We start from the raw sequence: 13190 nt of genomic DNA, 5'->3' as shown, positions 1-13190 counted from the left end.
CGTAGATCGCTACGGAGCCGATGCCGGCGTCCTTGCACGCGCGGATCACTCGGACGGCGATCTCACCGCGGTTGGCGATCAGGACCTTTGTCAGTGGCTTGCTCAACGAGAACTCCTCCATCGTGAATGCAAGGACATGCTAGGGGAGGCCATCCGGCCTGGCTTCAGGCAGCCGTAGTAACGATTGTCACACTCCGGTCAGCTGGGCGAGCGACGAGGTTACCCGTGCGTAGGTCGCGTCGTCGACGAGCACGCCCCCGTGACGCAGTGCCAGCACCGCCGCTCCGGCCAGTCCGTCGGTGGCGACGACCGCCCCGGGAGCGACCTTGACGGCGAAGTCCGGCTGCCGGGCCAGGACGCTTCCGGCAGCGACCAGCGGCCCTTCGATCTCAGGCGTACGCACCGCCGCCAGCGTCTCCGCCAACCCGGCCGCTGCCCGGTCGAGGATGCCCGCGGCCACCTCGTCGCCGGACCCCGCAGCGGTGAAGACGAGCGCCGCGAAGTCGGCCAGTCGCAGCGGCGGCATCGCGTAGAGCGCCGCGGTCGCCGCGACGAGTGTCACGGTCCGGCCGCCCTGGCGACGTTCGTCGACCGCGATCCCGAGCCGGTCCAGAAGCAGGCCGGTCAACGCCGTGGATGCGCCCCGCCCGTCGAGCGGCGCCAGCCCGGCACGTACGACCTCCCGGCCCAGCCAGAAACCCGAGCCGACGTCGCCGAGCAGCCAGCCCAGCCCGTCCGAGATGCCCGCCAGTCGGCCGTCCTCGACCCGCACCGCCGACGCTCCTGTGCCGGAGAGCAGCACATAGCCGTCGGGAGCCGCCGTCCCCGAGAAGTACGCAGCCAGCACATCGAACTCGAAGACGGGCTCGCTCGCGACCAGCCCGGAGAGGGCGGCCACGATCGCCGCCCGGTGGTCGGGGTCGCCGGCGCCGGCCACCGCCAGGGCGGCGCCGGTGACCAGACCGGCCTTCGCGGAGGTCACGGCCTGGGTGACCGCATCCCGGATCGCCGCCGTGGCGGCTTCGACGCCGGCGGAGGTCGGGTTGCCGCTGCCGGCCTTCCCGACGCCTCGGCAGTGCCCATCTGAGGAGACCACGACGGCGCGAGTGCTGGTGCCTCCAGCGTCGAGTCCCAAGTAGTTGTTATTCATTGACACCGTTTCGTAACAGAAAACCATTGCCAGGCGTACTCTCTCCAAATAGTTTTCGAGCGCAGGCCTCGGCATACAGTCGCGGCGCGAGTTTGCTAGGTGGGTGGACTAATTGACCAGAGACGTGTTCGGAGCCTTCGACGAGCAGGTTCGCACACGCCTGTCCGAGCTGCAGTCGATCGCCCAGTCCGGTGGGTTCGACGAGGCGGTCGAGGCGATGGTCACGAGCATCCGCAACGGCGGCGTGCTGCAGGCCTTCGGCACCGGCCACTCGCAGGCGTTCGCGATGGAGATCGCCGGGCGCGCCGGTGGGCTGATCCCCACCCACGCCATCGCTCTGCGGGACACGGTCCTCAAGGGCGACCGTCCGGCGAGCGACCTCAAGGGCGGTCTGCTCGAGCGTGACACCAACATCGCCAACGAGCTCTGGGAGCTCCATGAGTTCCACCCCGAGGACGTTTTCCTGATCGCGTCCAACTCCGGGGTCAACGGCTCGATCGTCGGCATCGCGCTGCGGGCCAAGGAGGAGGGCCACAAGGTGATCGCGGTGACCAGCCTCGAGCACACCAACGCGGTCACCCCCAAGCACCCCAGCGGCAAGCGCCTGGCCGAGATCGCCGACGTGGTGATCGACAACCTGGCCCCCTTCGGCGACGCGACGGTGCCCGTCGGCGGCGACGGCGGCGTCCTCGCCGGCGCCGTCTCCTCCATCACGGCGGCCTACATCGCCCAGCTCCTGACCCTCGGCACCGCCGCGCGGATCCAGGAAGCCGGCGAGACTCCGCCCCTCTATCTCTCCGCCAATATCCCGGGTGGCGATGAGCACAACGATGCGTTGAAGGCTCGCTACGGCGAGCGCATCGGAAGCATGGCGTGAACCCCCGTAAGAAGAAGTAAAGAGGAACCCACCCGAAAGAAGGCAGCACGATGTCCCAGCAGCTTCACCGGCTCGACCGCCGGACCCTTCTGCGCGGCACCCTCGCCGGCGCGGCGCTCGTGTCGTTCTCCGGAGCGCTCGCCGCGTGTGGCGCACCCGGTAGCGACACCGACAACTCCGGCGGTGGCACCAAGTCCGCCTCCAACCCGTTCGGCATGGCCAAGGACGGCACCGTCGACGCGGTCATCTTCGACGGTGGCTACGGCTACGACTACGTCGAGTTCGCCGCCGGCATCGTCGGCAAGGAGTTCGCGGACGCCAACCTCAAGGTCAGCGCCACGACCAAGATCGCCACGGAGCTGCAGCCGCGCTTCGTCGGTGGCACGCCCCCGGACCTGATCGACAACTCGGGTGCGGACCTGATCGGCTTCAGCTCGATCGCCGCCCAGCTCGAGGAGCTCGACGACGTCTTCGAGGCCGACAGCTACGAGGGCGTCAAGATCGAGGACACCCTCTACCCGAACGTGAAGGTGCCCGGCACCTACAGCGACCGGTTCGTGGCGATCAACTACGTCATGACCCTCTACGGCGTGTGGTACTCCGCCTCGCTCTTCGAGGAGAACGGCTGGACCGCGCCGAAGACCTGGGACGAGGCGCTCGACCTCGGTGCCAAGGCCAAGGCCAAGAAGAAGTACCTGTGGACCTGGGGCAAGGAGGCGGCGACCTACTACCGCACCCTGGTCATCGACTCGGCAGCCAAGGAGGGCGGCGACGAGGTGCGCCTCGGTCTCGAGAACCTCGAGAAGGGCATCTGGTCCCACCAGGTCATCCAGGACATCTTGGGCAAGCTCGGCGAGATGGTCAGCCAGGACATGTTCATCCCGGGCGGCGCCGGCACCCAGTTCACCGCCGCGCAGGCCAAGTGGTCCAACGACCAGCAGGCGCTCCTCTACCCCAGCGGTGGCTGGATCGAGAACGAGATGAAGGACGCCACCAAGGAAGGCTTCGAGATGACCGGCATCCCGGAGTTCGTCCTCAGCGACAGCCCGGCACTGCCGTACGAGGCCGTTCGCGCCGCGGCCGGTGAGGCCTTCATCGTCCCGAGCAAGGCGAAGAACCCTGCCGGCGGCAAGGAGATCCTCCGCGCGATGCTGTCGAAGGAGGCCGCGACCAACTTCGCGAAGACGAAGCTCGCGCCGACCATCGTCAAGGACACCATCCCGGCCGACGGTTTCGGCTCCGCGGCGCTGAAGTCGCAGAGCGCGATGCTCGACGCCGCCGGCGAGAACACCTTCAACTTCCAGTTCTACGACTACTACGGCACCAACGCCGACGAGCTGGTCGTGTGGAACTCCTTCCTCTCCGGTGACCTGGACGTCAAGGGCCTGACCAAGGCCGTCCAGGGCATCTTCGACAAGGTCGCGGACGACTCCTCGATCGAGAAGCTCAAGGTTTCCTGACACCATGCCGGACCCATCCACCACGATGGCGGTGACGGCGGGCGGCCTCTCCGAGGAGAATCCTTGGGGGGCCGCCCCCGGCCGGCGCCGACGCAAGCTCACCCTCGACCGGGCACTGTTCATGACGGTCTTCCTCGGCCTGCCGGTCGCGGTCTTCGTCATCTTCGTCGTGGTCCCGATCGGGCAGGCCCTCTTCTACTCGCTGACCGACTGGACCGGCTTCTCCCCGGTCATGAACTTCGTCGGCCTGGACAACTACGCCAAGCTGCTCGACGACGAGACGTTCCTCAAGGCGCTGCGCAACAACGTACTTCTCACGATCGTGGTGCCCCTGGTGACGCTCGTGGCCGCGCTGGCGATCGCGGTGGTGGTGACCACCGCCGGTCCCAGCACCGGCCAGGTCCGCGGCCTGAACGGATCCGGCTTCTACCGGGTCGTCTCGTTCTTCCCCTACGCCGTCCCGGCCGTCGTCATCGGTCTGCTCTGGGCGCAGGTCTACGACCCGGCTGCCGGCCTGCTCAACGGCATGCTCACCGGCATCGGCCTCGACGGGTTCAAGGACTACGCCTGGCTCGGTGAGGTGCGGGCGGCGATGCCCGCCTCGATGTTCGTGATGATCTGGGCCAACATCGGCTTCTACACGGTGCTCTTCGTGGCCGCCATCAAGGGTGTCCCCGCGGAGATCTACGAGGCCGCCCGCATCGACGGTGCCGGTCGTTTCCGCACCGCCATGTCGATCACGCTGCCCTCGATCCGCGACAACGTGCAGACGGCCTACATCTACCTGGGCATCCTCACCCTCGATGCCTACGTGTTCATGGCCGCCCTCGCCCCCGGCGGCGGTCCTGCCAACAGCACGCTGACGATGAGCCAGCACCTGATGAACACCGCCTTCAAGAAGAGCCAGTTCGGCTACGCCACCTCCATGGGCGTCGTCCTCGCCCTGGTCACGCTGCTCTTCGCCGCCCTGGTCTTCGCCGTCTTCCACTTCGCTGGCGGGCGGGACAAGAAGGGAGACGTACGCCGATGAGTACTGTCACTCTGGACAAGCCCGTCGCTGCCCGCGCGGATCGCCAGCGGCGTACGCCCGGCGACGCGCTGGTCGCCGGTACCTCGCACACGATGCTGATCCTGTGGTCGGTGATCGTCATCGTGCCGTTCTGCTGGGTGGTGCTCTCCTCGTTCAAGACGTCCAAGGAGATCCTGTCCTCACCGTTCTCGCTGCCGGCGGAGTGGAGCTTCGAGAACTACACCAGCGCCTGGACGAAGGCCGGCATCGGGACGTACTTCTTCAACACGGTCATGGTCGTCGGCACCGCGCTGGTGCTGGTGATGCTGCTCGGGGCGATGTGCGCCTACGTGCTGGCCCGGTTCGAGTTCTTCGGGCGCACCTTCATCTACTACTCGATGCTCGGCGGGCTGACCTTCCCGGTCTTCCTGGTCATCGTGCCGCTGTTCTTCGTGCTCCAGGGCTTCGGGCTGCTCAACACGTTGCCAGGACTGATCCTGACGTACGTCGCCTACGCGCTGCCGTTCACCGTCTTCTTCCTCTACGCCTTCTTCAAGACGCTGCCCGACGACGTCTACGAGGCCGCGATGATGGACGGTGCGGGGGAGTGGCGCACGTTCTTCCAGATCATGCTGCCGATGGCGGCGCCCGGGATGGCCGGCGTGGCGATCTTCAACTTCCTCGGGCTGTGGAACCAGTTCCTGCTGCCCGTGGCGCTCAACACCCAGCGGGAGAACTGGGTGCTCACCCAGGGGATGGCGTCGTTCTCGTCGCAGGCCGGCTACAACGTCGACTTCGGCGCGCTCTTCGCCGGCGTGGTGATGACCGTGCTCCCGGTGCTGGTCGTCTACCTGATCTTCCAGCGGCGGATCGCCGGAACGGTGTCGACAGGCACCTTCCGATGAGGGTGGTTTCCGGTCGGATGTGATGCGGGTCTCGCACTCCAGGTTAATAAGCGCTAACCTGGAGTGCGTGACCGCTTTTCTCCAGCCCGAGCACGAAGAGTTGCGTGCTGTCGTCCGTGACTTCGCCCAGAAGGAGATCGCGCCCCATGCCTCGCAGTGGGACCGCGACCACCACTTCCCCGTCGACGTGGTCCACAAGATGGGTGAGCTGGGCCTCTTCGGCCTGACCGCCCCCGAGGCGTACGGCGGGGGCGAGGGTGACCTCGTCGCGCTCTGCGTCGCGATCGAGGAGCTCGGCCGCGTCGACCAGTCGATCGGGATCACGCTCGAGGCCGCCGTCGGCCTGGGCATCAACCCGATCCTCACCTACGGCACCGACGAGCAGAAGGAGCGCTGGCTCCCCGACCTGGTGGCGGGCAAGAAGCTGGCCGGGTTCGGGCTGACCGAGCCGGGGGCCGGCTCCGACGCCGGCGCGACCGCCACCAAGGCCGTCCTCGACGGTGATGAGTGGGTCGTCGACGGCTCCAAGCAGTTCATCACCAACTCCGGCTCCTCGATCACCTCGGTCGTCACCGTCACCGCGCGCACCGGCACGCGGGAGAACGGCAAGCCCGAGATCAGCACCATCATGATCCCCTCGGGCACGCCCGGGTTCACCGCCGAGAAGGGCTACGACAAGCTCGGCTGGCACGCCTCCGACACCCACCCGCTCTCCTTCGACGGCGCCCGGGTGCCGGCCGACCACCTCCTCGGGGAGCGCGGCCGCGGCTACGCCCAGTTCTTGGCCACCCTCGACGACGGTCGCGTCGCGATCGCCGCGCTCGCGGTCGGCTGCATCCAGGCCTGTCTCGACATGGCGCTGGAGTACGCGGGGGAGCGGCAGACATTCGGCGGCCCGATCGGTCGCAAGCAGGGCGTCGCCTTCCAGATCGCCGACCTCGAGGTCATGCTGCGTGCCTCGCGCCTGCTGACGTACGAGGCCGCCGCGATGAAGTCCGGCCTCGACTCGGGCTCGGTGACGATGAAGGAGTTCAAGCAGGCCGCTGCCGCCGCCAAGCTGTACGCCACCGAGTCGGCCGTCACCGCGACCCGGATCGCCACCCAGATCTTCGGCGGCTACGGCTTCATGGAGGAGTACCCGGTCGCCCGTTTCTACCGCGACGCCAAGATCCTGGAGATCGGGGAAGGCACCTCCGAGGTGCAGCGCATGCTGATCGCACGAGGCCTCGGTCTACCCGTGGAGTGAGTGCGGATCTTACTGCGTACTGAACAAACCGCGGGAAGTAATCAAGAGCCATCTCACCGCTGACCGTTTACTGTGGCTCCATGGTGTTCGGGGGACAGCTGCTGGGACGGCTGCGTCGCACCCGCCTCTTCGGAGAGGTGGTCCGCTTCATGATGGTCGGCGGAATCGCGACAGCAGTCGCCTTCGTGCTGTTCAACGGACTGGTCCACGGCTTCTTCATGGGGGCCGGCCCGATGAACGGGCAGCCCATCCCGGCCTACATCATCGCCAACACGGTCGGCATGCTGATCAGCTATGACCTGAGCCGTCGCTGGACCTTCCGGCACCGGGTCTCGGACCATCCCGACGGCGGCTTCACGGCCTACGTGGTGATCAACGCGGTCACCATGCTGCTGCCGGTGGCGTGTCTCTACGTCACCCGCAGCGTGTTCGGCTGGGACAGCGCGATCGCCGACAACCTGTCGGCGAACGTGGTCGGCGTGCTGCTGGGTCAGATCGCCCGGTTCTTCCTGTTCCGGAAGTTCGTCTTCGGCCGCCCGATCCGCTACACGCAGGTCTACGGCAGCGTCGAGGAGGAGGCTGCCGCCCTCGGTTTCACCGACGACAAGACGGTCATGCTGGCCCCCGAGCGGGTCAGCGGTTCCACAGAGCGGGCCACGCGTGACCGAGCCGGCTGAGCAGGTCGCGTAGCAGCGGCAGGCTGAGCCCGACCACGTTGTGGTGGTCGCCCTCGATCCCGGTCACGAACGCTCCGCCGAGCCCGTCGATCGTGAACGCGCCGGCGACGTGGAGCGGCTCACCGGTCGCGACGTACGCCGCGATCTCCTCGTCGCTCACCTCGGCGAAGTGCACCGTCGTGGCCGCGGTCTGCGACACCTGTCGGCCCGTCGCGGTGTCGGTCAGCGCGTGCCCGGAGACGAGTACGCCGCTACGGCCCCGCATTTCCCGCCAGCGCTCGATCGCCTCCTCAGGGTCGTTCGGCTTGCCGAGCGCCTTGCCGTCGAGCTCGAGGACGCTGTCGCAGCCGAGCACGAGCGCCCCGTCAGGGACGTCCGGATGACCGGCGACCGCGTCACGCTTGAGCTCGGCGAGCCCCAGGGCGAGCTCGGTCGGCGCGAGGCCGTCGAGGACGCTCTCGTCGACGCCGGAGACGATCACCACAGGTTCGACACCTGCGCTGCGCAGCGTCTGCAGCCGGGCGGGGGACTTGGAGGCAAGGACCAGCGTGGTCATGGCTCCACCCTAGGGGTAGCGGTCCTTTACCTCGGAGTCCGTCCCGACTAGGTTTCGCACATCCAACCCATCTCAACGAGGAGAAATCCGACGTGACGGATTACCCGCCGCCCCCGCCCCCGCAGCAGCCGTACGGCGCTGGTCCCGTGGGCGAAGTTCCGCTGAGCCAGCCGCTCCGCGGCGCGTCGCCCCGCGACGCCATCGCGCGCTTCTTCAAGAAGTACGCCTCCTTCGAGGGCCGCGCCAGCCGGTCCGAGTTCTGGTGGGCGATCCTGTTCACCTTCGTCGTGAACATGGCGATCAACCTGATCCTCGGCGCCGACTCGACCGCCGGCACGATCGTCGGGTCGCTCTTCGCGCTCGCCATCCTGGTCCCGCAGCTCTCCGTCGGCGCCCGCCGCCTCCACGACACCGGCCGCTCCGGCTGGTGGCAGCTGCTCTACCTGACCTGTGTCGGCGTCATCGTGCTGATCGTCTTCTGGGCGCTGCCCGAGAAGGCCGAGGGCGACAAGTACAACGTCGCCTGACCGGCGGCTAACCACGAGCGGCGATCAGTCTCTAGACTGATCGCCGCTCGGCCGAAGTGGCGGAATAGGCAGACGCGCAGGATTTAGGTTCCTGTGTCTTAGGACGTGCGGGTTCAAGTCCCGCCTTCGGCACACAGAGTCCGGGTACTGCCCGGGGCAGACCAGGGGCGATCCCCATGGACAACGGGTACCTGACCCTCAAGGATGGAAGAACAACACCCCATCCAGAGAGGGATGAAGTCATGTCGTTCAAGGACAACGCGTCCAACTGGCGCGATGGCGTCCAGAAGGGCGTCGAAGGCGCCAAGCCTGCGGTCGAGGACGCCAAGGTGAAGTCGGCACCTCACCTTGTCACCGGCGGCGAGAAGACCATCGAGAAGGCCGGCGAGTTCAAGGCGCAGATCGAGGCCAAGCGGGCCGAGATGGCGTCGGCTCCCGACGCCGACTCACCGCGCAACCAGGCGATCTCCGGCCTGCTCCAGGTCGGCGCGGCGGCCACCGAGGTCGCCGCCCACGCGGGTGAGTGGCTGAAGGAGACCGGTGCCAAGTGGAGCGCCGGCACCGGCCCCGTGGTCGTCGAGCCTCCCAAGGAGATCCCGGGGGACGTACCTCCTCCGCCTCCGCCCACCGAGAAGTAAGACGAGGGTCAAGCGGAAGCGCTGCGCGAATTGCGAAGCAATCGCAAATCACACAGCGAGGTCGCGACGTAGCTTCGCGACGTGACCGGTCGCCTTGACGTTGTACTGCGCGACCTCGATCTTGCCCTCCTCGTCGACCACGAACGTCGAGCGGATCACACCCTCGACGACCTTGCCGTAGAGCTTCTTCTCGCCGTAGGCGTCGTACGCCTTGTGCACCGAGAGGTCCTCGTCGGAGGCCAGGGTGATGGTGAGCCCGTCACGCTCGCGGAACTTCGCCAGCTTGGCGGGCTTGTCCTTCGAGATGCCGACGACCTCGTAGCCGGCGGCCTTCAGCGAGTCGATCGAGTCGGTGAAGTCGCAGGCCTGCTTGGTGCAGCCGGGGGTCATCGCGGCGGGGTAGAAGTAGACGATCACCTTGCGGCCGCGGAGGCTGCTGAGCGAGACCTCCGCGCCGGTGTCGTCGGGAAGAGTGAAGTCGGGGGCAACATCGCCCGGCTCGAGACGCGTCATGGTGCCAACCTAGCGAACATTCCCAGGCGAACCGCAGCGGTGGAGCACGCCGTGGACGTACGCCGGTTGCTAAGGTCTGCGCATGTCCAAGGACCAGACTTCCTCGCTCGAGTCCGAGATCGAAGAGATCCGCGAGCGGCTCGCAGGCACCATCGACGAGCTGATCTACCGGGGCAGCCCGAAGACGATCGTTCAGCGCCAGGTGGCGGCCGTCAAGGCGGTCTACGTCGACCCGGTCTCCGGCGAGCCGAGGATGGGCAACATCGCCAAGACCGTCGGCGGGGTGGTGGGCACCGTCCTGCTCATGGCGACGCTGCGTAAGATCACCAAGGTCAACTGACCACTCCCCACCGGCAAGGCAAGACGGAACGTGACCGACAAGACCCCTATCAAGATGCTCCACGACCGGGTGCTGGTCGAGGTCGGGTCCGACGCCGGCGAGCGCCGCTCATCGGGCGGCATCGTCATCCCGGCGACCGCCGCCATGGGCGCGGCACGGCGGCTCACCTGGTCCCGTGTGGTCGCGGTCGGCCCGCACGCGCGCGCGGTCGAGATCGGTGACCGGGTCCTCTTCGACGCCGACGACAAGCCGGAGGTCGAGGTCGCCGGTGAGGTCTACGTCCTGATGCGCGAGCGCGACGTGCATGCCGTCGCCGCCGAACGGATCGCCGACGAGTCGACCGGCCTCTACCTCTAGCTCTTCTTCTGCACGCGGGGCAAGGCGTTGAACCGGTGCGCCATCACGACGATGTTGCTGTCGTAGGACGAGCCGTTCCAGTCGGTGCAGGTGATGATCACCAGCCGGCCGTCGCCGTGGTCCTGACCGAAGATGCGCTGGGCCTGCTCGGCCAGCTCCTTGCGGCTGAGCACCTCGACGGAGTCGACCTGGTGCTGGAAGGTTCCGTCCTTGGTGACGATGTCGACCTCCTGCCCCTCCTCGATGTGGTCGAGCTTGTTGAGGCTGCCGCCACCGGTGTGCACGGTGTGGCCGGTGACCACCGTCTGACCCTGGGCCGAGCCGGGCTTGGCGCTGCCGACCCACCAGCCGATCTCGCGCGGGTTGCGTGGCGGGTCGAGCACCTCGCCGTCGAGACGGATCGGGACGACCCTGGCCTTGGTGTTCAGCCCGGGCAGCTCGAGTCGCTGCGGGGCGCCCGGCGGCACCTCCACCGCGGCGCTGCCGCTGGGCCACACCAGCCCGGCGAGCACCATCGCCGCTGCGAGCACGACCAGCGAGGTCCACAGGCCGCTCGCCGCCGCGGCAAGCCGCGGCGGCGAGTCAGTTGCGGTCTCAGCCACGCCGCAACATGCGGACGTACGTCGCCACGCCGGCGCCCGCGGCAGCGAGGAGCAGCAGGGTGACGAGGGCGATGCGACCGGCGCTGCCGTCGTCGTAGCTCTCCACCCCGGCGGTCACGACGGTCGGGACCGAAGCCGGCGGGTTGTCCGCCTTCGGCGGGTTCTTGACCGTCTTGGAGATCGGGCTGTTCGGGCCACAGCTGCTGGTGCCGATGGTCAGGTGGGCCAGGCTGCCGCCGACGAACTCCTGGGCTGCCGGGAGGACCTTCACATCGAGCGCGGTCACCGTGATCGCGCCCGGAGAGGTGCTCTGGGCGTTGAGGGTGATGTCGAGGACATTCTCCTCCAGCGGCGCGAGCTGCGACTGGATCTGGCCGAGGGCCGTGTCGAGCACCTGCGTCTGAAGCTGGTCGAGCCCGCCGTTGGCCGGGGCCAGGGCGCCGTTCAAGGCCTTGGTGAACTGGGTGCGCAGGGCATCCAGGATCGCGTCGGTCACGCCGGTCAGGTCGGTGACGACCTTCTGGTTGACGTCGGGGTCGACAGGAAGGTCGACCAGGGTGACGTCGCCGACGGTCGGGACGGTGATGTAGGCCCGACTGTTCGCCAGGCTGCTGTCGCCGGACGCCTTGTCCTTGTCGGCGGTGCAGCTGCTCTGCACCGCCCCGAGGTCGAGGTGAAGGCCGGGGTCACCCATCGCTGCGAGGAGATCCTTCAGCGCTTTCGAGAGCGGGTCGGTGACCTTGGTCTGGCTCAGTCCGACCTTCTCGAGCTCGGTGATCAGCTGCCGGTCGACACCCTGGAACAGGCCGGACGAGACGAGCTCGACGTCGGCGAAGTCGAGGCTGGCCGCGTCGAGCGAGATGTTGTCGCCGCCGCTGAGGCAGTCGCCGGATCCCACGGCGACCACGGTCGCGCCGTCTCCGGCGAGGCCGGAGCAGGCGGCCGAGGTGGCGTCCTTGGTGGCCACGGCGTCCTGGGCCAGGGTGCCGGCGTGGATCGCCTTCTGCCCGCCGAGCGCGGTGATGAGCGGCTCGTTGGTGCCCTTGGCGGACTCGGTGGAGCCGTTGTTGGTGACGGCATAGGTGCCGGTGTCCCTCGCCCCGGTGCCGGCGAGCTCCAGGCTCAGCGCGGTTGCGGACGCCTGCGACACCGTCGCGGCGCTCGCGGGTGCGGCTGACAAGGCAACCATGGCAGCTGCGGCCGCGACTGCGGCTCCTCGCGCGATGAGTGTTGTGCGCACGTACTTCTCCCCTCCCTTTGAGATTCGTCACACTCAACGTGGAGGGGCAACGAGGGTTACGGGCGAGTAGCCCGCTTCTGCAGAGCGGAATCAGCGGTCGCAGACGGTGCCGTCACCGTCGCCGTCGCGATACCACTCGTATTCGGTGTCGCGCCCCTTCCGGTAGGGGCCGTAGCCCTTCGCAGCCGCCTTGGCGCAGGTGTCGAAACGGGGGTCCTCGCCGGTTTCGCCCGCGGGCACCTCGCCCTGGCCGGCGTCGCCGTCGGAGGTCCCGCCGCGGGCCAGCCGTACGGTGACCACGGGGTCGTCGCAGCCGGCGGCGATGTTCTTCAGCGCGGCCTTCTCCGCACGGTCGGCGAAGAGACCCCAGCGGATCTTCACGGCGACCCAGTCGGCGACGTACGTGCAGTGGTAGCTGGTGGCGTCGGGCATCCAGTCGGCCGGGTCCTGGTCACCCTTGCTGCGGTTGGTCGCGGCGGTGACGGCGATGAGGGCGCGCGGGTCGCCGAGATCGTTGGCGTACGCCTCCCGCTCCTCGTCGCTCCACGCGTCGGCGCCGGACTCCCAGCTCTCCTTGAGCGGGACCATGTGGTCGATGTCGAGGCCGCCGGGGCGCTTGAGGGTGACGCCGTCGTACGTGGAGAGCCAGGCGCCCCGGCTCACCTCGCACCTGCCGCGTGCCTTCTTCCTCGACTCCTCGAGGAGCACCTCGTCACGGGCGTCCTGACAGTCGCCGTCGGCGTCGACCCAGTGGTTGAACTTCTCCCGCTCATAACCGGAGGTGACCTCCTTGGCGACCGGGAGCTTCGCGACGGCCTCGGTCAGCGGGAGGCTGACCTCCTCCCCGCTCTCGGCGCCGTATCCGGCCTGGACGGCGGTGTCGGGCGGAGAGATCTCGGCGCAACCGGCGCAGAGGAGTACGACGGTGAGCAGGGTTGCCAACGGGCGCGGCATGGGGACTCCAGAGAGTTGGGGAAGAGCTCTGGGGAGCATCGGGGGCGGCGTAACTTTGTCGGATCCCGCGGCGGTCGGCACGCAGGCGCGCCGCCCGGTGGCTCACCCCAGAACGAATCCCGGGCCAAGGCTTCAAGCC

Annotated in this window: 17 protein-coding genes and 1 tRNA gene; 11 read left to right on the top strand and 7 right to left on the bottom strand. The window is 68.0% G+C overall.

The annotated features are described in order from the left end of the window. Positions 1-121, bottom strand: a 121-nt coding sequence (locus ACFVDI_RS27440; protein ID WP_378873178.1) for a biotin carboxylase N-terminal domain-containing protein, incomplete at its 3' end; no start/stop codon positions are given. 66 nt (positions 122-187) lie between these two features. Further along, complete coding sequence (locus ACFVDI_RS27435; protein ID WP_378912065.1) at positions 188-1150, bottom strand: N-acetylglucosamine kinase; 963 nt, start codon at positions 1148-1150, stop codon at positions 188-190. Between the two features lie 112 nt (positions 1151-1262). Here ACFVDI_RS27435 and ACFVDI_RS27430 point away from each other — a divergent pair, with 112 nt between their 5' ends. The 6 genes from ACFVDI_RS27430 to ACFVDI_RS27405 all read left to right on the top strand — a co-directional run bounded on the left by ACFVDI_RS27430 (position 1263) and on the right by ACFVDI_RS27405 (position 7324). Beyond that, positions 1263-2027, top strand: coding sequence for a sugar isomerase domain-containing protein (locus ACFVDI_RS27430; protein ID WP_378912064.1), 765 nt, complete (start codon positions 1263-1265; stop codon positions 2025-2027). A gap of 50 nt (positions 2028-2077) precedes the next feature. After that, entirely contained in the window at positions 2078-3487 is a 1410-nt protein-coding gene (gene ngcE, locus ACFVDI_RS27425; RefSeq protein ID WP_378912063.1) for an N-acetylglucosamine/diacetylchitobiose ABC transporter substrate-binding protein, read from the top strand. Positions 3488-3491: 4 nt separating this feature from the next. Continuing rightward, positions 3492-4517 (top strand): carbohydrate ABC transporter permease, encoded by a 1026-nt coding sequence (locus ACFVDI_RS27420; RefSeq protein WP_378912062.1) that lies wholly within the window; start codon positions 3492-3494, stop codon positions 4515-4517. Then, complete coding sequence (locus tag ACFVDI_RS27415; RefSeq protein ID WP_378912061.1) at positions 4514-5401, top strand: carbohydrate ABC transporter permease; 888 nt, start codon at positions 4514-4516, stop codon at positions 5399-5401. Before ACFVDI_RS27420 ends, ACFVDI_RS27415 begins: the two co-directional genes overlap by 4 nt. A 67-nt stretch (positions 5402-5468) precedes the next feature. Next, the gene (locus tag ACFVDI_RS27410) at positions 5469-6647 is read left to right on the top strand and encodes an acyl-CoA dehydrogenase family protein (protein ID WP_378912060.1); all 1179 of its coding nucleotides are present in this window, start codon (positions 5469-5471) and stop codon (positions 6645-6647) included. A gap of 80 nt (positions 6648-6727) precedes the next feature. Further along, the gene (locus tag ACFVDI_RS27405; RefSeq protein WP_378912059.1) at positions 6728-7324 is read left to right on the top strand and encodes a GtrA family protein; all 597 of its coding nucleotides are present in this window, start codon (positions 6728-6730) and stop codon (positions 7322-7324) included. Here ACFVDI_RS27405 and ACFVDI_RS27400 read toward each other — a convergent pair. Continuing rightward, positions 7281-7880, bottom strand: coding sequence for a Maf family protein (locus tag ACFVDI_RS27400; RefSeq protein WP_378912058.1), 600 nt, complete (start codon positions 7878-7880; stop codon positions 7281-7283). The genes ACFVDI_RS27405 and ACFVDI_RS27400 overlap by 44 nt on opposite strands. Before the next feature lie 92 nt (positions 7881-7972). Here ACFVDI_RS27400 and ACFVDI_RS27395 point away from each other — a divergent pair, with 92 nt between their 5' ends. The 3 genes from ACFVDI_RS27395 to ACFVDI_RS27385 all read left to right on the top strand — a co-directional run bounded on the left by ACFVDI_RS27395 (position 7973) and on the right by ACFVDI_RS27385 (position 9045). Further along, positions 7973-8407 (top strand): DUF805 domain-containing protein, encoded by a 435-nt coding sequence (locus ACFVDI_RS27395; protein ID WP_378912057.1) that lies wholly within the window; start codon positions 7973-7975, stop codon positions 8405-8407. 50 nt (positions 8408-8457) lie between these two features. Further along, positions 8458-8539 (top strand) — tRNA-Leu (locus tag ACFVDI_RS27390). Between the two features lie 110 nt (positions 8540-8649). Beyond that, on the top strand, positions 8650-9045 hold the full coding sequence (locus ACFVDI_RS27385; RefSeq protein ID WP_328527172.1) for a hypothetical protein: 396 nt from the start codon (positions 8650-8652) through the stop codon (positions 9043-9045). 48 nt (positions 9046-9093) lie between these two features. Here ACFVDI_RS27385 and bcp read toward each other — a convergent pair whose 3' ends face one another. Next, positions 9094-9558 carry a thioredoxin-dependent thiol peroxidase gene (gene bcp, locus ACFVDI_RS27380; RefSeq protein WP_378912056.1) on the bottom strand — a complete coding sequence of 155 codons (465 nt, stop codon included), beginning with the start codon at positions 9556-9558 and terminating at the stop codon, positions 9094-9096. Between the two features lie 82 nt (positions 9559-9640). Here bcp and ACFVDI_RS27375 point away from each other — a divergent pair, with 82 nt between their 5' ends. Together ACFVDI_RS27375 and ACFVDI_RS27370 are read left to right on the top strand one after the other, a co-directional pair. Then, positions 9641-9898 carry a DUF3618 domain-containing protein gene (locus ACFVDI_RS27375; RefSeq protein WP_008363370.1) on the top strand — a complete coding sequence of 86 codons (258 nt, stop codon included), beginning with the start codon at positions 9641-9643 and terminating at the stop codon, positions 9896-9898. Between the two features lie 54 nt (positions 9899-9952). After that, entirely contained in the window at positions 9953-10255 is a 303-nt protein-coding gene (locus ACFVDI_RS27370; RefSeq protein ID WP_050801030.1) for a co-chaperone GroES, read from the top strand. Here ACFVDI_RS27370 and ACFVDI_RS27365 read toward each other — a convergent pair. The 3 genes from ACFVDI_RS27365 to ACFVDI_RS27355 all read right to left on the bottom strand — a co-directional run bounded on the left by ACFVDI_RS27365 (position 10252) and on the right by ACFVDI_RS27355 (position 13051). Next, positions 10252-10857 (bottom strand): class F sortase, encoded by a 606-nt coding sequence (locus tag ACFVDI_RS27365; protein WP_378912055.1) that lies wholly within the window; start codon positions 10855-10857, stop codon positions 10252-10254. The genes ACFVDI_RS27370 and ACFVDI_RS27365 overlap by 4 nt on opposite strands. After that, positions 10850-12037, bottom strand: coding sequence for a hypothetical protein (locus ACFVDI_RS27360; protein WP_378912054.1), 1188 nt, complete (start codon positions 12035-12037; stop codon positions 10850-10852). The genes ACFVDI_RS27365 and ACFVDI_RS27360 overlap by 8 nt, the downstream gene beginning before the upstream one ends. 150 nt (positions 12038-12187) lie before the next feature. Continuing rightward, positions 12188-13051 (bottom strand): DUF1524 domain-containing protein, encoded by an 864-nt coding sequence (locus ACFVDI_RS27355; protein ID WP_378912053.1) that lies wholly within the window; start codon positions 13049-13051, stop codon positions 12188-12190. Positions 13052-13190 lie beyond the last annotated feature (139 nt).

This window comes from Nocardioides sp. NPDC057767 (assembly GCF_042798275.1).
Taxonomy (GTDB): Bacteria; Actinomycetota; Actinomycetes; order Propionibacteriales; family Nocardioidaceae; genus Nocardioides.
This window is presented reverse-complemented; position numbering and strand designations above follow the sequence as displayed.

Coding starts and splice junctions, on each gene's coding strand:
- ACFVDI_RS27435 (WP_378912065.1), bottom strand. CDS start 1,150: ATGAATAACAACTACTTGGGACTCGACGCTGGAGGCACCAGCACTCGC.
- ngcE (WP_378912063.1), top strand. CDS start 2,078: ATGTCCCAGCAGCTTCACCGGCTCGACCGCCGGACCCTTCTGCGCGGC.
- ACFVDI_RS27420 (WP_378912062.1), top strand. CDS start 3,492: ATGCCGGACCCATCCACCACGATGGCGGTGACGGCGGGCGGCCTCTCC.
- ACFVDI_RS27415 (WP_378912061.1), top strand. CDS start 4,514: ATGAGTACTGTCACTCTGGACAAGCCCGTCGCTGCCCGCGCGGATCGC.
- ACFVDI_RS27405 (WP_378912059.1), top strand. CDS start 6,728: ATGGTGTTCGGGGGACAGCTGCTGGGACGGCTGCGTCGCACCCGCCTC.
- ACFVDI_RS27400 (WP_378912058.1), bottom strand. CDS start 7,880: ATGACCACGCTGGTCCTTGCCTCCAAGTCCCCCGCCCGGCTGCAGACG.
- ACFVDI_RS27385 (WP_328527172.1), top strand. CDS start 8,650: ATGTCGTTCAAGGACAACGCGTCCAACTGGCGCGATGGCGTCCAGAAG.
- bcp (WP_378912056.1), bottom strand. CDS start 9,558: ATGACGCGTCTCGAGCCGGGCGATGTTGCCCCCGACTTCACTCTTCCC.
- ACFVDI_RS27375 (WP_008363370.1), top strand. CDS start 9,641: ATGTCCAAGGACCAGACTTCCTCGCTCGAGTCCGAGATCGAAGAGATC.
- ACFVDI_RS27370 (WP_050801030.1), top strand. CDS start 9,953: ATGCTCCACGACCGGGTGCTGGTCGAGGTCGGGTCCGACGCCGGCGAG.
- ACFVDI_RS27355 (WP_378912053.1), bottom strand. CDS start 13,051: ATGCCGCGCCCGTTGGCAACCCTGCTCACCGTCGTACTCCTCTGCGCC.